Raw genomic sequence first — 21437 nt, forward strand, 5'->3', positions numbered from 1 at the left:
CTTCAATGTCGGCAAACCCTGCTACGGCCACAAAGCCCGACTCGTCCCGCACCCGGTACCGGCGAAAAGAGCCAAGGGGCAAAAGAAGACCCTGCTCGAACCTCACCCGGCGCAGGCGCCTGTAGTGCGACGCATCTTCGCCCTGCGGTGCGTGGAGCGGCTGACGTATCAGTAGATCGCCGATCGCCTCAACCTCGATCTGGTCAGCAACCCGCCTCCGGTCCCGGTTGATCCGACGACAGCGGTCGGGCGCTGGACCTGGTCCAACGTCCGTGAAGTCCTGACCAACCCGAAACACACCGGCCACATGGTGTGGAATCGGAGGGGCCGCAAAGCCAACAAGAATCGGCGCAATCCTGTCGCGGAGTGGGTGTGGTCACCGCAGCCGGTCCACGAGGCACTGGTCAGTATGGAGGACTTCCTGGTGGCCCAACAGCCCAGCGCCCGCCACCGCTCCCGCGCGGGAGCGCAGCCCAACTCGCATCCGGATACCAAGCGCACCTATTGGTTCCGTTCATACCTGAAATGTGATCACTGCGACCGCCGCATGTTTGGCAAGACTCGCAAGGTCGCGGCCTACTACGCGTGTCAGCCGAAGAAGGGGTACGCCGCCGAGGACCACCCCAGCGGGGGATCGTTCTTCGTCCGCGAGCAAGACCTGCTCGAACATCTGGGCACCTTTCTCAACGAGCAGGTGTTCGGTGCCTATCGGCGCGCCGCACTCGAGTCCGGCGACGCAGATTCTGACGCCGAAGACGAAGGCCAGCGGAAGCGCGAAGCGCTGCGCGCGCAGATTGCCGATGTCGAGGCCAGGATGAGGCGGCTGGTGCGCAACCTCGAGTTGCTCGACGACCCAGATCCGGACTTTGCCGCCGACATCAACCAGCGCCGGGCTGAACTCAACGACGAACGAGCTCGTCTCCGCGGCACACTCGCCGCCGTGGAAGCCGAGGTGGTCGAGACACCGAACCTGAATCTGATTGACGCGCTTCCAACTGGGTATGTAGATATCCAAGCCTTGCCGTACGAACTGGCTCGGCAACTGTTCGAAGCCTTCCGACTGGAGGTTCGCTACAACAAGACCCACCATCGCGCCAAATACCGGGTGACACTCACCGGTCAGACGTTGCGCCTGGCGGCCGATATCGCGACCACGGCCCTGGGGACCGCGAACGCCGCCACCCGATTGGGTGGCGGCGGGATCAGGCGCGTAGATGGGAACAACGGTGTTGTTCCCATCTACATAGCGCCCCCGGCAGGAATCGAACCTGCGACCTAGGGATTAGAAGTTCCTCAGCCCGAAACGGTGTGCTGACCTGCATAAATGCTGCTTCTGCGTAAGCCAGTCGGCAAAATCCCTAGGTGCGTACTACTGCTCTTGTGACCTTGCTCTCTGTCCGGGTCGACTCCGCGGGCTCGAAGCGCGAACTTCGGCCACGGTAATCTTACGAGCGTGATTTCTGCGGTCGTCTTCGATGTCGGTGAAACCCTGGTGGACGAGACACGTGAGTACGGCACGTGGGCGGACTGGCTTGGTGTGCCCAGGCACACCTTTGCGGCTGTCTTTGGTGCTGTGATCGCGTCTGGCCTCGACTACCGCGAGACCTTCCAGGTTTTTCAACCCGGCTTCGATCTGACTGAGCAGCGAGCGGCCCGAGCCGCGGCGGGACAGCCGGAGTGGTTTGGGGAGGACGACTTGTACCCGGATGTGCGGCCGGCACTGAGCAAACTCCAGGAAATTGGAGTGTGGGTCGGCGTCGTCGGGAACCAGACGGTCCGAGCAGGGGAGCTTCTGCGGCAGCTCGACCTGCCCACTGATTTCATTGCTACCTCCGATGACTGGGGTGTCCAGAAGCCTGCAACTGAGTTTTTCAGCAAGGTGATCGAGGCCGCAGGGCGTCCAGGTGACGAGATCATCTACGTCGGTGATCGGATCGACAATGACGTGGCGCCAGCGAAACTCGTCGGCATGCGCACGGCGTACCTTCGCCGCGGTCCGTGGGGTTGGATTCATCGGGACAAGAACGAGGTCGCTGATCTGTCAGATTGGCAGATCAGCGACCTGACGGAATTGGCTGGGATCGTCGCTGCTGAGAACCGCTCCGGCTAGCTGACGAGAGAGTTCACCGTCGTGTGCCAGTCATACAGTCGCTCGTCCAATGCGCGAACGGCAGGGCGAGAGTCCCACTGGCGGAGCGACTGCCGAACGGATTTGATGCGATCGAGAGCTGTGGCGTACCAATTCCGTGTGAGGAGATCGAGCGCCTCTTCAAGCAGTTCGCAGGCAGCTTCCGGGTTCTTTTCCAGAACGCACGCCGCTGCTGCGTCTGCCAGATAGATCGGTTTCTGCTTCACCTCTTCAGGAGGTAGATCTTCGATCACAGCCGTCAATGTCTCGCGTGCTTCACGCCCGCGTCCTGCGGTCAGCAGGGTATTCCCCTTGAACCCCGCGAGTCGTGTAGGCGAGAACCAATCCATCCAGGATGGCGACGGATCGACGTCTGGGTCGAAGCTCGCATACGCCTCCTCCGCATGATGGATTAGCGCAAGCGCTCTCCGGCTATCGCCGAACCGGGTTTCAACTTCGGCTTCAACGGCGTCGAGCCACGCCGTGAACTCTGCGTTTGCGCCGCCCCGGCGCGAGAACGCGCGGGCTGCCCGGAGTCGTTCCCGTGCCTCCTCTGCTCGTCCAGCTTCGCCGGAGAAGGCTGGCGCGAATGCCATGTGGGCTAGAGCGGCGGCTCCCAGGAGGGAGTCTGAGGCCTCGTGGGCTGCTTGGAGGGATAAAACGAGACTCGTGTGCGCCGCCTCCGGTTGCTGGAGGTCGAAGAACTCGAGCCGACCCGCGAGCAAATTTGATTCCGAGGCTGCACGAGCCAAAATTTCCTTCGCAGTTCCGGTCACTTGCGGCAGTAGATCGATTCCGAGCTGGGCATGCTCGGTGACGATCCGGTGCAGCCTGGTCGCCGGGATGGACCAGTACAAGTGACGGTGAGCGACGGTCACCGTCGCGAAATCTGTTGCGACCGAGGGGGGAAGCTGATGTGCAGCAGTGTGAAGGCGCTGTCCGGATCGTGCCTCGGACGCGGAGCTGACGCGTTCGGGCGATGACCTGTCTTCGGCCCACGGTGGAGTGAACCCCAGGTCGGTGATCGGGCGCCGAAATAGCGCCTCAAGCACTGTGACGTGGTCAGAGTGTGGCCACGGAGGTTCTGCTGACTCCCATCTGCGAACGGTCCGGGGAGCCACCTCTGCGCGCAGGCCGATCTCGCGGGCCGTATTCGTCAGCGCCGTAGCCAGAGCGGACTGAGACCGGATGCCGAGGGCCTGCCTGGCGGCGCGAAGTGCTGCGTTACCTGTGGTGGGCATAAGGCCAGTCTAGTGCTGCATGTGGCCGTTTACAGAGAAAGTGGCCGTGATATGGCCCATAGATGTCCTATATTTTGGCCTTTTTTAGGACTTATCGCCGAGAGAGCCTGTCTTGGAAGAACTTTCCGTATCTCCCAGGAGGCCTCCATGACACTGAATCTCCCTGCTAGCCCGGTCCCCGAGGACCTCATCACTGTTCGAACAGCGGCATCTCTGGTTGATGTCGACGCCAAGACGATCAAGAACTGGATCAAGGCCGGCGACCTTGAAGGCTGGTTGGTCAACGGGAGTCGGTGGCGGGTCCGCCGTGCTGCGGTGCTGGCGCTGGTGCAGTTGGCCAGCGTGTCCGGTGTCGGTGGTGACTCGAAATGACCACGCCAAACGACCGCACGCTACAAGCCCGAATAGCCGCGCACGAATCTTGGTCGAGGACTGACGATCGTGCGGCACGAACCGCGAAGGCCCGCGATGCGCTACTCACAAAATTCGACCGCGTCGTCGACCCCGACGGATTGCTTACTCCTGAGGAAAGAGCGTATCGGGCGGGACAGGCGCGGAAGGCGCACTACACACGTCTCGCATTGAAGTCGGCGCGGGCACGCCGAAACCGCCGACACGAGGGCGGTGAGTTGTGATGCGCCCCAGGACGTTTGGTCTGGCTGTGGCTGCGGTGGCGGTCGGCTACCTGATCCTGACGAATCCGGCGGTGGTCGGGTTTACTTTGCTGGTACTCGGTGCGCTGGCGTTGTGGCGGTCGAGTCGTCGGTGGGGGGTTCGGCGATGAACACGCCGCTGCCTTCTGATCCTTTCGACGGTATTGACCCGTACGTGCGCGATGCGATGTCTGCGTGGCGGTCGCTGACAGCCGAACAACGTGATTATGCAATGGGTTTCGTTTGCGCTTGGGCGCCCGATGTGGTCTTGAGTGCGTCGAAAAGGGCTGTGGAGATCTCGCGGATCGATCAGGAGCTTGTACGAATCGAGTCGCAGGTCGCTTCACCCCGGAATCCGGCTGTGCCTGGCCAGGATCTGCAGCCCAACCGTCGACTTGTCGAAGCGCCTCAGGTTGATCGGGGGCGGTCGCGGTGAGCGCGGATTGGCGGAACGCCCCGCCACAGCAGGTGCACACGGTCTATGTCGATCGAAGCAGGGCGCATACGCCGTTGCATTCGATGGCGGGCCCGGAGTTCACCGGTGTGGGTGCGGTGTACGCGCCGCTGGGTTTGCTGCCGCCGGCGCTGCGGTTGGCCGCGATCGCGGTCCTGTTGTTGGTCGCGATTGGTGGCTGCACCGCGGCGTGGGTGGATTACAAGCAGTACACGCCTTCCCCGAATGTCTGCCGATCGGCGAATGCGGGTGTGCCGGCGGAGAAGCCAGGTTCGTGTGTTCGGGCCTCGCAGCTGCCGGGGGTGACCCGATGAGCGCGCCGGCCGATGACGCGGACCGGTTGTGGTCGGACTACCAGCAGATCGCCGAGGTCCGCGACCTCTTCGATGACATCGACGCGGCGGCGTGGGCGTCGATGGAACGCAAGAACTTCGCCGACTCGACGGCGGAGATCGCCAAGCTCGCCCAGATCAAGGGTGCCCGGGCTGCGGTCGGCGGCGAGGTGAAGGAGGTCTTCGACCGCTACCTCGAGGCGTCGGCACGCACGGCACCGGTCGATGAGATCACCGCGGCGGTCGAGGACTTGTCCCGGCGACGTCGACGGGGGATCGAGAGGTCGCGATGAGCGGGTTTCTCGATCCGGACGGTGCCCGGCATGGGTTGCCGACGTGGCCGTGGGGGATGGCGCCGCAGCATTTGAGGACGTGGCGGCAGCTGGACGCGGAGAACAAGCGGCCAGTCGGTGAGTACGAGGCGCAGGTTCGCGGCGCGGGTTGGCGGCAGGCATACCTGTACGACTCGCGTGAGGTACGGCCCAAGCGCGAACCCTCTGCGGCGCAACTGGAGTCGTTGCAGATCGCGCGCTGGACGCGGTCGGTGGATGCGTGTGAGCGGCGCGGGATCGACGCGACGGACATGCGCGAGGTGATCGAGCAAGCGCGCGCCGATATCGCCGCTCAGCGCGCTGCTCGCCAAGTCCCGCGCGGTGGAAGGGAGCGAAACCGATGAACCACAACACGGGTAGGACCACCGGGCGCCCTGATCGGTATTCGGTGCTCGAGGTCGAGTACCGCAACCAAATCATCACCGGGCTGCGCGGGGTGGGGGTCTCCTATCAGGAGATCGCCCGCACCTTGAACATTCGCACTCGCCGGGTGGAGGCGACCTTGGGTGAGATCCGCGTGTTGGCGGGGCAGGGCTGCAGTCAGCACGAGATCGCCCGCCGGGTCGGTCTGCCGCGCACCACGGTGCAGGATCTGTTGCGGGACAAGAAATCCGGTCGTTCGACGCCACGCAAGACCGCGGTGAAGGCCGCGATCTCGGACATGCATGGCATGCAGCTCGACGTGTTGGGCTGGTTTTTGGGCATGGAACGCAACCACGTCCACAGCCTGGCCAAACAGTTGTTCGACGAGGGGGCGATCCACGAACTCGAGCAGGTCCAGGCTGGGGCACCGTGGGTGGTGCCGACGCGGGTCACCGCGGCCCGCTATTTGGGTTGGCGGCCCACCGATTGGCATCCGCCGTTGGGGTTGGCTGAGCACTACCGGGCGGTCGCGCAGGCGCGGGTGATGTTGGTCGGCGCCGACCGTGCCCTGTGGGTGCCCGAGCGTGTGTTGCGGCACCGTATCGGCAAAACCGCCGGCGGAAAGTCGAAGTCCGGTGAGGTGCTGGCGTCTTCGGGGCGCACTCCGGTCCTGGGTTACCCGCATGTGCACGACGGCCGGTTCCTGGGGGTGGTGGAAGGCACCTACGGCTGGTGGGCCCTCGAGGTCGAGTTGTCGAAGAAGGACCCCGAGCACATGGATATCGCCCTGAGGGGCGCGATCCGCGCCGCGCGTGACGCCACCGAGGAGTCGATGGTCGGGGTGCTGTATCTGTGCCGCACCTCGACGGTGATCGACAACGTCAACGCCGCCTATGAACGCCTGCCCGACAACGAATTCGGTGAGGTGCTGGCGATGGATCTGAAGGTCCGTGACTTCGACAAGAAGTGGCGCAAGTTCCTCACCCACTATGCCGCGATGCGCGAGGCCGCCAAAGCCGAGAGCTCGAATCGTCGCCGCCGCACCATCATTCACCTCTCCCAGGAAGCGTCATGACCCACCAGAACTGCCAACCCATCCTCACCCCCTTCGACTGCGACCCCCTCGGTACCGCCACCGCGGCACCGCCGACACCCACCCCGGCACCGGCGCCTGCCGATCAGGCACCCCCTATCGAGGTACACCCGGTCAAGCCACCTATCAAACAACTCGACCGCATCGACCTGCCCGACCTGTCCGTGGTCGGTCATCATGCGGGGACGGCGGTGGTCGCCGGGCTGGTGCTGATGGCCATGCTGGTGCTGATCGTGGCGGTGGCGACGTATTGGCCGTTGACCGCGCACCGGCTGCGTAACTTCGCCATCGCCGCGTTGCTGTTGCCGGTGGCCTCGATGGTGGCGGGTGGTTCGTGGACGACCCCGGCATCGCTGTTGTGGTCCGGCGCCGAACGCGTCGGCGACGGTGACTGGTCCGGGTTGCGGATGATGCTCGCCCTCGGCGCGCCGTTCGCCGCGATCACCGCCACCTATGTGCGGGCCCGGTTCGTGCACAAGGTGCGCACGGTCGGTCTCAAGAACCTCGGCCGCACCGAACGCGTCAGCGAGGCGATGCTGGCCCGCGAGTTCGCCCGCGCCGCCAAGGCCGCGCAACTCGGCGCCCCGTACACCACCGCAGAAGGGGTGGTGCTGGGTCCGTTGGTGAAACGTGGCACCGCCGACACGCCAGGGTTGTGGCGGGAGCTGATCGCACGTCACGAGCAGTGGATGGTGATCCCGCACAAGCAAGCTCGCCGAAATATCGGGTTGGTCGGCACGACCGGCAGCGGCAAGACCGAGGTGATCAAACGCTACTTCGTCGGGATGCTCGACTACGAATGGACCGCCTGGCAGGCCTGGAAAGACGTGCCCGGCATGCGCAACCGGTACCGGCGCCCGTTGCAGGTGATCATCTCGTGCAAGGGCGGCCAGGACGATGTCGAACTGGGTCGTGAGATCCGGGACATGGCCCTGGCCAAGGGAATCGAACCCCACCGCATCGCGATCGTGGTGCCCGGCGGGGACCGGCTCGAAATGTGGGCCAACACCCCGGCGCGTGACCTGCGTGCCGCGGTGGGGGATCTGCTCAACGCCGGTGAGGCCACCACGAGTGAGGGTCAGCATTTCGACGAAATGCGCCGCCGCATCGTGTCTTTGGCGTGCATGGCCCCGATCGGGGCACCGGGATCGTTCGCCGAATTCGTTCGGCGGTTGGACAAGGCGGTGCTGCTCGACGCATGGGGCGGGGACCCGAACGTGAAACGGATGCTCGACGCGCTGCAGGAGGAGAAAGTCCCCCAGCTCGACGACGCACTCATCAAGGCCAGCAACCTGTTCGAGCTGTTGTGCGACCAGGACGGGCAGACCGTGTTCGACGGCGGCCGCGATCTCGACGAGCTCGACGTGCTGTATGTGACCGTCCCCGGACTGGACAAGGATGCCGCCCGCGCCCAGGTCGCCGCCATCTTGCGGATGGTGATGCAACGCGCCGGACGCACCTCGAAAGATCAGCGGCGTTCGGTGACCCTGATCATCGACGAACTCTCCGCTCTGACAACAGCGAAAGGGTCGATCGGGCTCGCTGATGTGTGCGAGCGGGGCCGCTCCCAAGGGGTGGCGTTGTTGTTCGCCGCGCAATCCCAGGAAGGCCTCGCTCCTGATGCGTGGGGGCTGAACCGGCTGCTCAAGGCGTGCGCGGGCGGGTTGATCCTCGGTTACAACGAGAACGCCGGCGACCTGTGCAAACACCTCGGATCGTTGCGGTCGATGCTGCCCTCGCGGCACCTGATCAAGGGCCAGCGTCACGGCGACGAAGGCCAGGTCTCGGTCGGGGAGAAATGGCTGGTCGACCCGGATGTGCTGCGCCAGCTCGACACCGGCGAATTCGTCTACGCCCGCGGCCGGCGCGCCGACTGGGTCCATGTCGTGCGCGTCGCCGATCACCCGCTGACTCCGATGCGCGGCACCCCCGCCGCACACGCCGCCGCCAGCCGGGGCCGCAAACCGCTGATCTCCGGTGACACCGCCGTCGCCTGATCCACCCTGTCCGCTCTATCCCCATTCGAACCTGTTGAAAGGCAACCCAATGCGCTACAGCCGCGAAAACGACCACAACGACGACGACCCCGAGGACTACCAGCCGGGTGGGCCCGCGCAGCCCGCGGACGAGTCGCGTGAACCGAAGGCGATCGGTGACATCCTCGCCGCACAGTTCGCCAGCTTCCTCGCCGACGCTGTCGCCAAAGTCCCACCGCCAGAACCGGACCCCGACGACACCACCCCGGCGACACCGCCCCGCCCGAACCTGCGTCTGGTGACCACCCAACCCGACCACACCGCGCCCGCGGACGGGGACGAACCGTTCACCGTGGAGGCCGCCGTGAACGCCGCGCGCACCGCGCGGCGGAAGGTGGTGCGCGGCGCGGCCAGCGGCTCCACATTTGTGGTCGCCGCTGGTGTGTTCGCGGGCTGGGGCGAGCCGCTGATCGTGGCCGGTCCGCTGGCCGTCTACGGCGCGGGCTGGTTGGCCTACCTGTGGTGGAACGCCGCCCTGCGCCCCTCCCTTGGTCAGGTCCTCACCACGGTTTTCGGCGCTCTCCGGACCGCGGTTGCGGTCGTGCTCACCACCCTCGCCGGGATCGCACGCGGGCTGCTCGAGCGGGTCGATACCGCACGGGCACGCCACGAAACCACCCGCACCTCACCAGCCTCGCCATCGGCATGACCTGAAAGGACCCAACCATCATGAATCACACCACTATTCGTGCCATCGCCATCGGTGTCACCGCCGGAGCAGGCGTGTTCGCCGCCCTGTTGGCGTTGGTCGAGTACGACCCGTGGCACGTGGTCGCCGAGCAGATCGCGCGGCGACAGCTCAGCCCGGCAGAGCGCGACGAGCTCGAACGCCTCCGTATCGAGCAGCAGGACCGAGACAGGCGCAACCGCGCCTACATCGAGACCGAGCAGCAACGCCGGGCCGAGCGGGACGCGGCGGTCGCGGCCGGTTTCAACCCGGATCTGCTCTCGACTGCGACTGTGCCGGTGGGCGATCCGCACGAGTTGACTCTCGCGGACCTGGTAGCCGAAATCGAGCACGCCGAACAGGCCTACCGCCACCGCGACCGCGGATTGCTGTACCCGCATCGAGAAGCCCTGCACCTCGAATTCACCCGCCGCAACGACTGGCAAGCCCGCATGAGCGTTTCGCGCGCGGACCAGCTGCGCCTGGACCTGGCAGCCAACCGCGTCCAGGCCGCCCGCTCGCAGCCGCTGGACTACTGCCCACCCCCACCGATGGTGTGCGACGGATACTCGGACTTCACCGGCCCCGACCTTGCCGACCTCGACCCTGAGAACGGGTGGTGACCGGTGATGCCTGAGAACCAGAACGCTCCCATCCTGCCGGTTCCGTCCGAGCTGTATCGGGACATGAGGGAGCTCGGTGACCACATCGAGGCCCTGCGCGACGAGCTGGCATCCATGCGGGCCCGCTACCGCGAGCTCGGCGCCTGCCCGGAGTCGCTGGCAGTAGACGCACTCGGCGAACCGATCGAGCCGAGCGAGGCGAACGAGCGGATCCTGGGCGGCCTCAAGTTGACCGACAGCGAGTTGCAGGCCGCCGCCGAATGGCTCGACACCACCCGCACCCGGTATGCGAGCCGGTTGAAACTCACCGACGCCGCCGACGCCGAACGCGAACGCCGCCTCACCCAGGCGCGGCGCAGTCCCCGCTTCCGGCAGTTCTGAAACCCCTTATCCCCGAAAGGAACACCAACAATGACTGACCGTAGCCCTGAAGATGAACTGTTCGCCGAGGCGATCAAGTTCGGTCGTTCGTTTCAGCAGATGCTGCGCTTGTATGCCCAGGCAGGGGCCTGGCTGGACAAGCGGCGCATCCGCAAGCAGATCAGTTTGGCGTTGCGCGAGCAACGCCGCGAGGAGCAGACCTTGCGTGCCCATCAGCTGGATTGGACCCAGCAGATGGTCGACCGCTACCGGGTGCACGCGGAGACCGTCGCCGAACGCGCCGATGATCCGACTATCGATCACCAACGCCGCTACCACGATTCGCGGATCTTGGCCGAGCACGGCGATTTCCTGCGCTCGAAGATCATCGCCAATCCGCGCCTGACCCCGACCGAGCAGGGGATCGCCCTCGACGGGCTCGACGCGGCTACGACCTACCCGCAGTGGACGACGGGAAGGCTGTTCGACCGCGCCCACAAGGTGAAAGGCATTGAGGCCCTGCGTTACCGGGCACAAGTCCATCGGGCGAAGGCCAGCCTCAACACCGTCGACTGGGAGGCCGGCCGCGACCGCGACCAGGTGAGCGTGAAGCGGCCGGAGCGGTACGCGGTGCAGATGACGTGGACCGATCCACGAGGCTGGGTGTGGAGCGAGTTCGGCTCGGCAAGAACCGTCGACGGGGCCGCGGCATGGGTCAATGACAACGTCGCACGCTCGGACTGGATGTCAGACACCACCGTCGAGCTGAACATCACCGACACCACGGACGAGTCGGCGCCGCGTTATCGCGATGGTGGTGAGCCCCGCGAGGTCGCCGAAAACCTGCTCGACTACACCGGCGCCCGGGATCGGGCGGCCCGCCGTGACGCGGCAGCACAGGCCGCGCAGGGGCGGCGGTGGACCAGCGTTGTGCGCTATCACGCGCCCGGTGATCTCGCCGCCGAACAGAGCCGGGTGGCGCGCGGGTTCCACGACGAGCGCGACGCCGCGGCGCGGTGGGTGCACGACACCGTGCAATCACTCGAGATCGAGCCGCGCACAAGGGTGTCGGCGACGCTATGGGACAAGGACGCGGTCCAGCCCGCGCATATCGCTGCAGGCCGGCCCAGCGACGTCATCGAGGAGGTTCGTCAACGCTGGCACCGCTACACCGCCCAGTTGAGCTACGTGCCCGAGGGCGCGGACCGGGCGGTGCACGAAACCCGCGGCCATAACAGCGAAGCTGAAAGCGCCGACTGGGTCCGCCGTGAGCTCGACGCGGTCGGTGTCGAGCCAGGCTCGCGAGTTGAGGCCAGCGTCTACGACGGTGACCGCAGCGACTACGAGCCGGTGTTCCGCGCTGAGGGCCCGATCGGCATGGTGGCCGACGAGATCGACATGCTGCGCGCCCAGCACCAACACCGCAACGACCCGCAGCGGGCGCGCTCCACCGAGCCTCCCGATGTCGGTGTCGACGATTCCCGGATCGCCGAGGTCGAGCGGCAGCTCACCGACATGGCCGCCGACCGGGACCGGCTCGGTTCCCGGGTCGAGATCCTGCAACGAGGCCTGGACGCGGTGACCGCCGACCGCGACGAGATCCGCCGCAAGCTCGGCAACGCCGAGTCCCAGATCGAGTCGTTGAAGAACCGCAACCAACGTTTGGCCGCCGAGATCGGCGAACTGCGTGATCGGCCCGCCGTGGAACAGGTTGCGGCGGAACGGGATCGCTACAAGCGTGAACGCGACGAAGCCGTCACGAAACTCGCCCAGCGCACCCCTCAGCAGCAGCGCTACGGCAGCAAGGAACGCGTCGAGTTCGACAGGCTTGGTGACACCCAGCGTCAGCCCCGCGACGCCGTCACCGGCGATGCCGATACTGCCGCGGATGCGGCGGCGCGTGAGGCCTATGGCTGGGCGATCGCCGAGCAGATGTCGGCCGACTTCGCCAAGGTCCACGGCGATATCTACGACGAGCCCAAGCTGCGTGAGTTCGCCCGCGAATGGCTGACCAACGCCGCCAAGGAGCATCAACAGCGCAGCGGCAACGACGGCGGTAGCGAGCGTAACGGGCAGTCCCGCAACGGGATCGAACGGAGCCATTGACATGAACCGCGACGATAATCCGCAGCCCGGGCCTCGTTACGCCGAGATCGAAACTGCGGCAAGGGAATTGCGTGAGACTATCGCGCTCGAGACAGGGCGTCTGGCCGACCGGCTGCTCGGTCGCCCGGAGTTCGGTAGCGCGCAGTGGCAGCTCGAGTGGGACCAGCGTGGCACGCCGGAAGGCCGGCGCCGACAAGTCGACTGGTATCTGGTCAAGATCCGCATCGATGCCGCGGCTGGCCTGGACCCGCACGGCAACGCGGTCAACGCCCGCGGCTTCGGTGCCAGCTGGGCCGAGATCGGTGATGCCTACGGAATCAGCGCCGAGGGCGCGGCCGAGCGCTGGGAACGCGCGGCGACCGACTTCATCGAACGCTATCGCGGCACCGCCCTGCTCCCGGAGTGCGAAACCCCGCCCACGCCAACGCAAGTTGAGCCGGGCAAGGAACGTCCGAATATCGGGATCGAACGGAGCCGCTGACATGGAACACACACAAGATCAGCAGCCTTCACGCCGGTATTGGGGTCCGGCCCAGTTCGCTACCGCCCTGGGTATGCCCACTGGTGTCTTCGACCGTGCCCTGCGTTCCGGGGTAATCCCGGCCGCCGATGCCGGGATACCGTCGCGGCCGGCGCGCTGGACGGCTGAGACCGTCGCCGAAACGGTCGGCCGGGTCGAGGAGATTTGTGCCCAGGTCGGCCGCCTCGATGATGTGGGCGCGGTGCGCGCTGCGGAAGCATTGTCGGCGACCTTCGGCCGCGATATCGACCCAGCCACCGTCGAGGAACTCGGCCGATCCGGTGTGATCCCGGTGGTGGGGCAGTTCAAGGGGCATGTGCTGTATTCCGGGTCGGCGCTGGAACGTTTCGACGACTCGATCGTGCTGGAGCAGGCCGAACAGCGTGGCCGGTTGTTCAGCCTCGAACAGGCCGCAGCCCACCTGCGAGTACGTGTCGCGGATTTGCGTCACGTGGTTGACGGGCGCTGGCTCGTACCGGTCAAGCATGTGCATTCACGGTGGCAGCGCCGCCGCGAGGCCCCGAAGGTCGCGCTGTTTCGGGCGGCGGACCTCGACGCCCTGGCCGTCGATCCCGCGATCGACTGGGACGCCGTGCGCGCCACCCCGGCAGGGCGTCCCTCACCCCTGGCGCCGCTGAGCGGCACTCGAATCCGCAGGGGGCGCTGAGATGCACGGCGAGCACGAGGAAGCGATGCGGGAGGCGTTCACCGAACTCGATCGCCTCACCCGCCTGGCCTACCGGCCGCAAGCCAGCGAGGCCGATATCCAGCGCCTCTACACCGAGGGCGCCGCGATCGATCAGGGCTGGCACTACGGCCCGCATCAGCGGCAGTGGGAATTCTTGAAAGCTGTTCGCAGTCAATGGGAATGCGAACCCGAGGCCGTGCGCCAGGCGCTGCGCTACTGCGGCGGCAACGGCGGGTTCGATCCAGTGCAGCGCCGAAGCATCGAACAAGCCCGCATCCTGTCCGCCGCCGCTCCGCGCCCGGATATCGAGCGGGGGAGGTGAGGAAGTGGGCACCGCATCCGGGGAAGAGAACTCGACCGCCACGGCTTGTGGCCGGTGTGAGCGGGTCAAACCGCCGCTGCGTCGCGGGTTGTGCGGTGCCTGCTACGAACGCACCCGCCAACGCGGAAAAGCCTACGGCCGATGGGATCCCGACCGCACGGCCGCGGACCCGGTGCGCAAACACATCACCCGCCTGGAAAAGGCCGGTCTCAGTCACCGGCGCCTGGCAGAGCTGGCCGAGCTGCACCGCTCGACGCTGGGCGCCCTCCTACACGGGCGACCGGGACTGGAACCGCCGCAATGGATTTCCCACGCCATCGCGCAGCGGATCTTGGCGGTGCCGGTGCCCGAATCGGTGACCGCGGTCGCCGCGCCCAACGCGTCGGTGCCCTCGATCGGGGCGCAACGTCGCCTGCGGGCGTTGGTGGCCGACGGCTGGCCGCAAGCCACACTGGCCACTGATCTGGGCATGACCGCCACCAACATGGGCCCGCTCATGCATGGGGACCGGCCGATCACCGCGCGCCGGCACCGCGCCGTTGTCGAGTTGTTCGCTCGCAAGCAGCTCACCCCGGGCCCGTCGCAGCGGGCCCGGGAGTACGCGCGGGCCCGCGGCTGGGCGCGGTCGTGGCAATGGGACGAAGACAGCATCGACGACCCGAAAGCACGACCGGACCCGGCCCATTGGCGACGCACCCGTCAGCCGCGTCCCGAACTCGGGTGGGGCGTCCACGCACCCGGCCCGACAACTCCGGCGTCCGGGGGCAACTGCTGCGTGCACGACCTCGCCGTACCCGTGCGGCACCGCCCGATCCAGCGCGGACGCTGAACAACCCTGCACCCCAACCTGTTTGGGCAACCGACACAGAAAGGAACCACCCGACATGGACTCCGAACACGAAGAGGCCATGCGCGCCGACTTCGCCCGCAACAACGAGTTGCGTGCTCGAGCATGGCGTGCCAGCACTCCCGAAACCGAAATGAACGAGCTGTTCGCGCAGATGAGTGCCACCAACCGTCGCTGGCTCGAGGGCCCGCACCGCGAGCACTGGCAATACCTCGACGACGCCTACTCCGATTGGCATGCCCGGCCCGACACCATGGCCCGCATGCTCGACAACGTCGAGCACAACCGCGCCCAAGGCCATGACTTCCTGACCGAGGTCGAGCACCGCAGCCAACTCCAGGCCCGCGACATCACCGACGCCGAACGCGCCCGCAAGCGCGACCGGCCGCCCCGGCAGCGGTGACCGGTCATGGACGAGCCGAAGAGATTTCGTGTACTGGTCACCGGGTCCCGGACCTGGACCGACCACAGCGCAATCCAGTACGCGTTGGCGCCGTTCAGGTCCCGTGACGCTGTCCTCGTTCACGGCAACGCACGCGGCGCCGATCGCATCGCCGCGGGGATCTGGCACGCATGGGGCGAGCACGACGAACCCCATCCCGCGGACTGGGAACGAGAAGGCCGCGCGGCTGGGTTGCGGCGCAATCAGCGCATGGTCGATGCGGGCGCGGATGTGTGCCTGGCGTTCATCCAGGACAACTCTTGCGGTGCCAGCCACACCGCCGACCGCGCCCAGGCCGCCGGGATCCCGACGATGCGCCACCGCCGCACCACCATCACTCGCGCGCCGATTCAGCGGGAGCGGTGACGATGAAACCTCAACAGCCACCCGGTAATTCGTGGAAGGTCATCACCACCGCACTGGAGAAGGCGATGGGCCCCGGTCACGGCAGCGGAGACCCGACGCGGTGGACGAACTACCTGTGCCCGGTGCACGAGGGCGACGGCCGCCCGCACACCCCGAGCCTGGGGGTTCGCTACGACCCGACCCAAGCCCGCACGATCGTGCGCTGCTGGGCCACCTGCGACGACGAAGCCGTCCTAGCCCGGATTCCGCACCCCACCGAGAACCGGCAGCTCGCGGTACGTGACATGTTCGACCGACTTCCGGAACGGCGATATGACACCGGGCAAGGGCGGCAACGGGGAGGGGCTGAGGTCGTCTCGCCGGTGGAGAAGGCGATCCTGGCTGCCCGGTTTCCGATCCTGTCCAAGCCGGATCTCGGTGCGCGGATCGGGCCGCCGGAGAAGGTCGAGGCCTACCTGTATCGGTGGCCGGACCGGCACGTCGAGGGTGCCGTGATCCGGGTGCACACCCCGCACGAACACGGACACCGCAAGGACTTCTACCAACGCCATTGGACCGGAACCGAATGGGAGGACGCCGGTTTCGCGCCGATCCCGTTCCAGCTGCCCGACATCCGCGAAGCCCTCGACACCGGCCGCGAAATCTTCGTGTGCGAGGGGGAGAAGGACGTCCTGCGCGCCAACCGGGCCGGGCTGATCGCGACCTGCAACGTCGGCGGCGCCGGATCCTGGACACCGCAGCACGTGCGCTGGCTCGCCGGCGCGGGACGGGTGATCGTGGTCGCCGACCGCGACCGCCCCGGATACCGCCACGCCGCCAAAGTCGCCGACTCCCTCACCGGCCGCGTGGGTGAGGTGCGAGTGCTGCAGGCCCGCGGCGGCAAAGACCTCGCCGACCACCTCGACGCCGGATACGACCTGTCCGAACTCGACCCCGTGCCCTATCTCGACCGCCCTCGCCAGCAGCCGCCCCGATTTCAAGACCGGGCCGTGAACCGGACGCGCACGCGCAGCCGCTGAAACCCCAACCACCACAACGGAAGGACTACTCGCGATGACCGAATCAAATGCAGCCGAAAACATGACAACCGACGATCCCGGCACACAGCCGGTACACGCCGACGAGAGCGCGTCTTGGCCTCGGCGGCCGATGCGGGCTTGGCCGGTGTTGCTGCTGGCGTTGCCGGCGTTCGTCGCGATCTGGTCCGGGTGGGTCGGGCTGGGTGAGTTAACCGGGTTCGGGCCCGTGCGGCCGTTGCCGGGTATCGCGGACACCTTCACGATCAACACTGCGATCACGTTGCCGATCGGGATGGAAACCTATGCCTCTTACGCGCTGTATGTGTGGCTGGGCAACCGGATCCGATCCGCGGGCACCCGCCGCTACGCGAAGTTCTCCGCGTTCGGCAGCCTCGCGCTGGGCGCGGTCGGTCAGGTCGCCTACCACCTCATGCAGTCCGCAGGGGTGCGGACCGCGCCGTGGGCGGTGACCGTGCTCGTGGCCTGCCTGCCCGTCGCGGTGCTCGGCATGGGAGCCGCGCTGGCACACATGATCCTGCGCGAGCACCACCCCGCCACCGCCGAGGAGACCATGCGAACGGTGGTGCACAGCGGTGCAGAACGATCGAATCCTGCTCCGGAAACGGTGCGGACCGACGGTGCGCACCCCACCGTCGCTGCACCAGCGAACGCACCAGCGCTCGACCCTGTCGCATCAGGTGGTGCACACGCTCCAACCGGTGCACCACTGCGGCGGGCAGGAGTGGTGCGCACGCACCGGCGCGCTCGATCCCACGTGGGGCACCGTCGGCCCGGCCGCTCTATTCGCCCGCACACCGAAGGCCTCACCGCAGGCATCGCGGCTGATCAACCCGCATCAACCCGAGCAGCCGAAGCGGCGTCTCCGACGACCGAGCAACGGCTTCCGGCCGACCGTGACGCACTGATCCAGGAGCTCACGGCCCGAGGTATGTCGACCCGCCAGATCGGTCCGCTCGTCGGGGTGGCTCACTCCACCGTCGTGCGTGTGCTCGAACGCACCAAGGCTGCACCGGCCGATGCACCACCGGCGCGGCGCACACCAGTCAACGCACCACCGACACCAGAGCCGGTGCACACCACACCCTCGGCGCGGCATCCCGGGCTGCAAGTCGTGCACAACCGTGCGGGCGGACCGGTCGATGTGATCGACGCCGAGCTAGTCGAGGACACCGGACCCACCGGCGATGCCACGCGGAGGCAGGCATGATGAGTGGGATCGAGTGGACCGAGGTCACGTGGAATCCCGTGACTGGGTGCGACCGGATTTCACCCGGCTGCCTCAATTGCTACGCCTTGACGATGGCCAAACGGCTCAAAGCCATGGGCGCCGCGAAATATCAAGCCGACGGCGACCCGCGCACCTCCGGGCCGGGGTTCGCGGTGACGATTCACCCTGAGGCATTGGGGATTCCGGCGCGCTGGCGCACCCCGCGGCTGGTGTTCGTCAACTCCATGTCGGATCTGTTCCACGCCCGTGTCCCGGAGTCGTTCGTGCACCAGGTGTTCGAAGTGATCGCTTCGACACCGCAGCACACCTACCAGGTGTTGACGAAGCGGCCGTTGCGGATGCGGCGAATGGCGCAGGCGGGCTTGGTGTTTCCGCCGAATCTGTGGGTCGGTGTGTCCGTCGAGGACCAGGACAGCACCACCCGGATCACCCACTTGCAAGCGACACCGGCGGCGGTGCGGTTCCTCTCGTGTGAGCCGCTGCTCGGACCGGTCGATCTGGACACACACCTGTTCCCGCAGCGATGCCCGGGTGTCTGCGGGTGCCGTCGTCGCGACGACCCGGACCGGTATGAATGCGGTTGTGGTGGTGAATGTTCGGGCGGGAACCCGCACCCGGCGCTGGACTGGGTGATCGCCGGCGGCGAGTCCGGCCCCGGCGCCCGCGCGATGCGCCCGGAGTGGGTACGCGACCTGCGTGATCAATGCGTCGAGGCGGGTGTGCCGTTCTTCTTCAAGCAGTGGGGTGGGCGCACACCCAAACAGCACGGCCGCACCCTCGACGGGCAGATCTGGAACCAGATGCCCACCACCTGACCCCACCCCTGCAGCACGAATCCAGGCCCGCCAGGCACCCGCCAGGCGGGCCTTTTCGTGTGTTCAGACAGCGTTCCCAGCCGGGACCTGGACGGGAAAATGACGGGACTTGGACGGGACACTGACGGGAAAACCAAGTCCCGTCCAAGTCCCGTCAAGTAAACGCTCAGAGTGCCTCTGAGCTGGGTGTTTTGCGCCGTCCTCTGTCCCTGCCCGGCTGACACTCTCTATGGCTTCGCTGTTCATAGAGAGTGTCAGCCGGGCAGGGACAGAGGACAACACAAAACACAAAGAACAAAGATCAAAAGCAAAGGCAGGGAAGAGGAGAAGACCAAAAGAGAGACCACAAGGGAGGGGTTGGGAGCGGGGTTGCGTCAGGTGGGGAAGTTACGTCTAGAGCTGCGCCACCTACGGTGGCGTGTTCGCGCGCCGGGGCGCGCTCAGTGCGGGGATTAGGTCAGGTGCGGACGCGGCGGCGTAGGGCACGCGGATTCGCAGGCACGCCGGTTCCTGGGCGCGCGGCGGCAACCGAAGGGGCGAGCAAGGACCACAAAGCGGAGGGGGTGGCTCAGCGCAGCTGCGGGCGTTGAATTGTAGATATCAATACGTCGCTGATCGATATCAATTTCACTGTGGCAGCGCATATTTCGGTAAAATGGAACTAGAAATCAACTACCCGGGGAGGGTGCAATGAGTGTCGTTTCTGCTGCGATGGTCGCCGCGATCGATGAAGCGTGGGCCGGTGTACGCTCCCGGCATCCAGAGGTCCCCGACGTGATGATCACGATCGCGGCCGGGTCGGTCGGCCGGCGCGGTGTGCGCTTGGGCCAGTTCGGGCCCGACCGCTGGGTGCACGGCGATGCCCGGTTGCCGGAGTTGTTCGTCGGCGGTGAAGGATTCGTCGACGGGCCGCGCGAGGTGCTGGCGACGCTGTTACATGAAGCGGCCCATGGTGTCGCGCTCACCCGCGGTGTCAAGGACACCAGCAGAGGCGGGGCTTACCACAACGGCAAGTACCGCGAGATCGCTGTGGAACTCGGTTTGAGTGTCGATCGCAGCAAGGGTTCGGGATGGTCGGATACCGCCATCACCGATCGGGCTGTCGACAGTTACCGGACGCAGATCGACAAGCTCGGTTCCCTGCTGGTCGCGCACCGCCGCTCCGAACATGACTACCTCGACGAACTCGTATCTGCCACTGACGACGACAGCGGGGAAGGTGAGACCGAATCGGAGGCGAGCAACCCGAGTCCGCACAACGGTTACGCACTGAGATGTTCGTGTGACCCGGTGCGTCGGATCAGGGCCTCCCGCAAGGCATTCGACGTCGGTCCGATCGTGTGTGGGGTGTGCGCGGACCCGTTCACGGTGACCACCGAAGACGATGATTCCTAGGACTCAATTCGGGTGCTTCTCAACAGAAGTCGAGGATTCGTGACTCGCGCGCCGATACCTCCCAGGATATCGAATCTCACCGTCGGCGGGCGTGGTTCTGCCGTGAGCAATTCGAGCCGACTGATCGCGGGAACGAGACGATGAAGTTCTACCTGGGCACCCACCAACCCCACTGGCTTGCCCGCACCACCGAGCCACTGTTCATCAGTGACGCTCGTCTGCGTGATCGCAAGTCCTTCCCGCGAGCACAAGGCGAATGGGCCCTCGACAGCGGCGGTTTCACTCAGCTGCAGAAGTACGGGAGTTGGGATTCGGTCAGCCCGCGCCAATACATGGATCGGGTGCGGCGCTACGACGAAGAGATCGGCGGCCTGGCGTGGGCGGCGCCGCAGGACTGGATGTGTGAATCGTTGATTCGTCACGGCGGGGTGGGATCGCGAGGGATCCGTTTCGTCGGAACCGGGTTGAGCACCCGTGAACACCTCCACCGCACCGTCGGCAACCTCATCGATCTCCGCTCGCTGGACTCAGGCCAGCGGATCATTCCTTCGATCCAAGGTGAAAACCGCGAAGACTACGAACTCTGCATCGACCTCTACGCCAAGGCCGGCATCGACCTAGCCGCCGAACCGATCGTCGCGGTCGGCAGCGTCTGCCGACGACAAGCCACCACCGAGGCCGCTGACATCATCACCGCCATCACGGAAGCCGTGCCCGGGATCCGCCTGCACGGATTCGGGATCAAAACCTCCGGACTCGCCGCCTACGGCTCACTGCTGGCATCCTCCGACAGCACCGCCTGGTCCGACACCGCACGACACGAAGCGATCCTGCTACCGGGATGCACAGGACACAAGAACTGCGCCAACTGCATCCGGTGGGCCTTCCAATGGCGCCACAAGGTCCTCGCATCATTGGCTGGACACGCCACCCGAATCCCGCTGTGCGCGAGCCCGTCCGACCGTCCGCTGTCCAGAAAACTGGACAGAACCCTGTGTGCTTCACACCGGTTGGCGCTGTCTGGGTTCCGCGACGAAGCCGCCCGCCTCGAACGCGACACCACCATCCGTTGGGCCCACCGCGACGGTATGACCGTGCGACAGATCGCAACTCGCATGGACCTGAGCCCCGCCCGGGTGGGGCAGATCCTCGCCCAACCCGAGCAACGCGCGCTGCTGCCACAACTTCAGGACTTGCGCCGTAAATGGAACGTCGACGCAGAACCAGCAACCCGTGCGGCGGCCGACCATATCATCGCCACCCTCACCGCCGCAGAACTAGCCACCACCTAGGGCCAGGGGGTCGCTGCAGTCACACACCATCGACCGGGAGGTCGCGGCAAGGAGATCAAATCCGGCCAGACGACGATCGACCGCGCGATACCAT

General features: G+C 66.2%; 23 protein-coding genes. 22 read left to right on the plus strand and 1 reads right to left on the minus strand.

Features of this window, described 5'->3' with window-relative positions; translation table 11 throughout:
• Nucleotides 1-199: 199 nt before the first annotated feature.
• Together F5X71_RS08365 and F5X71_RS08370 are read left to right on the plus strand one after the other, a co-directional pair.
• A complete protein-coding gene (locus tag F5X71_RS08365) occupies nt 200-1279 on the plus strand; it encodes a recombinase family protein (RefSeq protein WP_275106796.1) in 1080 nt (359 codons plus the stop codon).
• 174 nt (nt 1280-1453) lie between these two features.
• The gene (locus F5X71_RS08370; protein WP_167461427.1) at nt 1454-2110 is read left to right on the plus strand and encodes an HAD family hydrolase; all 657 of its coding nucleotides are present in this window, start codon (nt 1454-1456) and stop codon (nt 2108-2110) included.
• On the opposite strand, the gene F5X71_RS08375 is transcribed toward F5X71_RS08370, so the two are convergent.
• Complete coding sequence (locus F5X71_RS08375) at nt 2107-3006, minus strand: hypothetical protein (protein WP_203218274.1); 900 nt, start codon at nt 3004-3006, stop codon at nt 2107-2109. The genes F5X71_RS08370 and F5X71_RS08375 overlap by 4 nt on opposite strands.
• Before the next feature lie 510 nt (nt 3007-3516).
• On the opposite strand from F5X71_RS08375, the gene F5X71_RS08380 reads away from it, so the two are divergent.
• From F5X71_RS08380 to F5X71_RS08475, 20 genes are all read left to right on the plus strand, one after another.
• Nucleotides 3517-3741, plus strand: coding sequence for a helix-turn-helix domain-containing protein (locus F5X71_RS08380; RefSeq protein WP_167461429.1), 225 nt, complete (start codon nt 3517-3519; stop codon nt 3739-3741).
• A gap of 1045 nt (nt 3742-4786) precedes the next feature.
• A complete protein-coding gene (locus tag F5X71_RS08385; protein ID WP_167461430.1) occupies nt 4787-5101 on the plus strand; it encodes a hypothetical protein in 315 nt (104 codons plus the stop codon).
• Nucleotides 5098-5484 (plus strand): hypothetical protein, encoded by a 387-nt coding sequence (locus tag F5X71_RS08390; RefSeq protein ID WP_167461431.1) that lies wholly within the window; start codon nt 5098-5100, stop codon nt 5482-5484. Before F5X71_RS08385 ends, F5X71_RS08390 begins: the two co-directional genes overlap by 4 nt.
• A complete protein-coding gene (locus F5X71_RS08395; protein WP_167461432.1) occupies nt 5481-6578 on the plus strand; it encodes a hypothetical protein in 1098 nt (365 codons plus the stop codon). Before F5X71_RS08390 ends, F5X71_RS08395 begins: the two co-directional genes overlap by 4 nt.
• Nucleotides 6575-8593 carry a hypothetical protein gene (locus tag F5X71_RS08400; protein ID WP_167461433.1) on the plus strand — a complete coding sequence of 673 codons (2019 nt, stop codon included), beginning with the start codon at nt 6575-6577 and terminating at the stop codon, nt 8591-8593. Before F5X71_RS08395 ends, F5X71_RS08400 begins: the two co-directional genes overlap by 4 nt.
• Nucleotides 8594-8642: 49 nt before the next feature.
• A complete protein-coding gene (locus F5X71_RS08405) occupies nt 8643-9281 on the plus strand; it encodes a hypothetical protein (RefSeq protein ID WP_167461434.1) in 639 nt (212 codons plus the stop codon).
• Nucleotides 9282-9301: 20 nt separating this feature from the next.
• Nucleotides 9302-9922 (plus strand): hypothetical protein, encoded by a 621-nt coding sequence (locus F5X71_RS08410; protein ID WP_167461435.1) that lies wholly within the window; start codon nt 9302-9304, stop codon nt 9920-9922.
• 6 nt (nt 9923-9928) lie between these two features.
• Nucleotides 9929-10303, plus strand: a complete 375-nt coding sequence (locus F5X71_RS08415; protein ID WP_167461436.1) for a hypothetical protein — start codon at nt 9929-9931, stop codon at nt 10301-10303.
• Nucleotides 10304-10333: 30 nt separating this feature from the next.
• A complete protein-coding gene (locus F5X71_RS08420) occupies nt 10334-12388 on the plus strand; it encodes a hypothetical protein (protein ID WP_167461437.1) in 2055 nt (684 codons plus the stop codon).
• Between the two features lies 1 nt (nt 12389).
• Complete coding sequence (locus F5X71_RS08425; RefSeq protein WP_167461438.1) at nt 12390-12869, plus strand: hypothetical protein; 480 nt, start codon at nt 12390-12392, stop codon at nt 12867-12869.
• Between the two features lie 73 nt (nt 12870-12942).
• Complete coding sequence (locus F5X71_RS08430; RefSeq protein ID WP_167461439.1) at nt 12943-13575, plus strand: hypothetical protein; 633 nt, start codon at nt 12943-12945, stop codon at nt 13573-13575.
• 1 nt (nt 13576) lies between these two features.
• Nucleotides 13577-13918 carry a hypothetical protein gene (locus F5X71_RS08435; RefSeq protein WP_167461440.1) on the plus strand — a complete coding sequence of 114 codons (342 nt, stop codon included), beginning with the start codon at nt 13577-13579 and terminating at the stop codon, nt 13916-13918.
• Between the two features lie 4 nt (nt 13919-13922).
• A complete protein-coding gene (locus tag F5X71_RS08440) occupies nt 13923-14747 on the plus strand; it encodes a hypothetical protein (protein ID WP_167461441.1) in 825 nt (274 codons plus the stop codon).
• 55 nt (nt 14748-14802) lie between these two features.
• Complete coding sequence (locus F5X71_RS08445) at nt 14803-15168, plus strand: hypothetical protein (protein WP_167461442.1); 366 nt, start codon at nt 14803-14805, stop codon at nt 15166-15168.
• Between the two features lie 6 nt (nt 15169-15174).
• On the plus strand, nt 15175-15573 hold the full coding sequence (locus tag F5X71_RS08450; RefSeq protein ID WP_167461443.1) for an SLOG family protein: 399 nt from the start codon (nt 15175-15177) through the stop codon (nt 15571-15573).
• Between the two features lie 2 nt (nt 15574-15575).
• Nucleotides 15576-16592: a toprim domain-containing protein gene (locus tag F5X71_RS08455; protein WP_167461444.1), complete on the plus strand. Its 1017-nt coding sequence runs from the start codon at nt 15576-15578 to the stop codon at nt 16590-16592.
• Nucleotides 16593-16653: 61 nt separating this feature from the next.
• On the plus strand, nt 16654-17820 hold the full coding sequence (locus tag F5X71_RS36570) for a hypothetical protein (protein ID WP_238815786.1): 1167 nt from the start codon (nt 16654-16656) through the stop codon (nt 17818-17820).
• Entirely contained in the window at nt 17817-18656 is an 840-nt protein-coding gene (locus F5X71_RS08465; RefSeq protein ID WP_428981456.1) for a DUF5131 family protein, read from the plus strand. Before F5X71_RS36570 ends, F5X71_RS08465 begins: the two co-directional genes overlap by 4 nt.
• A gap of 690 nt (nt 18657-19346) precedes the next feature.
• A complete protein-coding gene (locus F5X71_RS08470) occupies nt 19347-20051 on the plus strand; it encodes a hypothetical protein (protein ID WP_167461446.1) in 705 nt (234 codons plus the stop codon).
• A gap of 140 nt (nt 20052-20191) precedes the next feature.
• Nucleotides 20192-21343 (plus strand): DUF7221 family queuine tRNA-ribosyltransferase-like protein, encoded by a 1152-nt coding sequence (locus tag F5X71_RS08475; protein ID WP_174817025.1) that lies wholly within the window; start codon nt 20192-20194, stop codon nt 21341-21343.
• The last annotated feature ends 94 nt before the right edge of the window (nt 21344-21437 follow it).

Origin of the sequence: Nocardia brasiliensis, assembly GCF_011801125.1 — a bacterium.
Taxonomy (GTDB): domain Bacteria; phylum Actinomycetota; class Actinomycetes; order Mycobacteriales; family Mycobacteriaceae; genus Nocardia; species Nocardia brasiliensis_C.

What these genes read in the sequence shown, in the direction of transcription:
- F5X71_RS08380 (WP_167461429.1), top strand. Translation starts at nt 3,517, where the DNA reads ATGACACTGAATCTCCCTGCTAGCCCGGTCCCCGAGGACCTCATCACT.
- F5X71_RS08385 (WP_167461430.1), top strand. Translation starts at nt 4,787, where the DNA reads ATGAGCGCGCCGGCCGATGACGCGGACCGGTTGTGGTCGGACTACCAG.
- F5X71_RS08390 (WP_167461431.1), top strand. Translation starts at nt 5,098, where the DNA reads ATGAGCGGGTTTCTCGATCCGGACGGTGCCCGGCATGGGTTGCCGACG.
- F5X71_RS08395 (WP_167461432.1), top strand. Translation starts at nt 5,481, where the DNA reads ATGAACCACAACACGGGTAGGACCACCGGGCGCCCTGATCGGTATTCG.
- F5X71_RS08400 (WP_167461433.1), top strand. Translation starts at nt 6,575, where the DNA reads ATGACCCACCAGAACTGCCAACCCATCCTCACCCCCTTCGACTGCGAC.
- F5X71_RS08405 (WP_167461434.1), top strand. Translation starts at nt 8,643, where the DNA reads ATGCGCTACAGCCGCGAAAACGACCACAACGACGACGACCCCGAGGAC.
- F5X71_RS08410 (WP_167461435.1), top strand. Translation starts at nt 9,302, where the DNA reads ATGAATCACACCACTATTCGTGCCATCGCCATCGGTGTCACCGCCGGA.
- F5X71_RS08415 (WP_167461436.1), top strand. Translation starts at nt 9,929, where the DNA reads ATGCCTGAGAACCAGAACGCTCCCATCCTGCCGGTTCCGTCCGAGCTG.
- F5X71_RS08420 (WP_167461437.1), top strand. Translation starts at nt 10,334, where the DNA reads ATGACTGACCGTAGCCCTGAAGATGAACTGTTCGCCGAGGCGATCAAG.
- F5X71_RS08425 (WP_167461438.1), top strand. Translation starts at nt 12,390, where the DNA reads ATGAACCGCGACGATAATCCGCAGCCCGGGCCTCGTTACGCCGAGATC.
- F5X71_RS08430 (WP_167461439.1), top strand. Translation starts at nt 12,943, where the DNA reads ATGCCCACTGGTGTCTTCGACCGTGCCCTGCGTTCCGGGGTAATCCCG.
- F5X71_RS08435 (WP_167461440.1), top strand. Translation starts at nt 13,577, where the DNA reads ATGCACGGCGAGCACGAGGAAGCGATGCGGGAGGCGTTCACCGAACTC.
- F5X71_RS08445 (WP_167461442.1), top strand. Translation starts at nt 14,803, where the DNA reads ATGGACTCCGAACACGAAGAGGCCATGCGCGCCGACTTCGCCCGCAAC.
- F5X71_RS08450 (WP_167461443.1), top strand. Translation starts at nt 15,175, where the DNA reads ATGGACGAGCCGAAGAGATTTCGTGTACTGGTCACCGGGTCCCGGACC.
- F5X71_RS08455 (WP_167461444.1), top strand. Translation starts at nt 15,576, where the DNA reads ATGAAACCTCAACAGCCACCCGGTAATTCGTGGAAGGTCATCACCACC.
- F5X71_RS36570 (WP_238815786.1), top strand. Translation starts at nt 16,654, where the DNA reads ATGACAACCGACGATCCCGGCACACAGCCGGTACACGCCGACGAGAGC.
- F5X71_RS08465 (WP_428981456.1), top strand. Translation starts at nt 17,817, where the DNA reads ATGATGAGTGGGATCGAGTGGACCGAGGTCACGTGGAATCCCGTGACT.
- F5X71_RS08470 (WP_167461446.1), top strand. Translation starts at nt 19,347, where the DNA reads ATGAGTGTCGTTTCTGCTGCGATGGTCGCCGCGATCGATGAAGCGTGG.
- F5X71_RS08475 (WP_174817025.1), top strand. Translation starts at nt 20,192, where the DNA reads ATGAAGTTCTACCTGGGCACCCACCAACCCCACTGGCTTGCCCGCACC.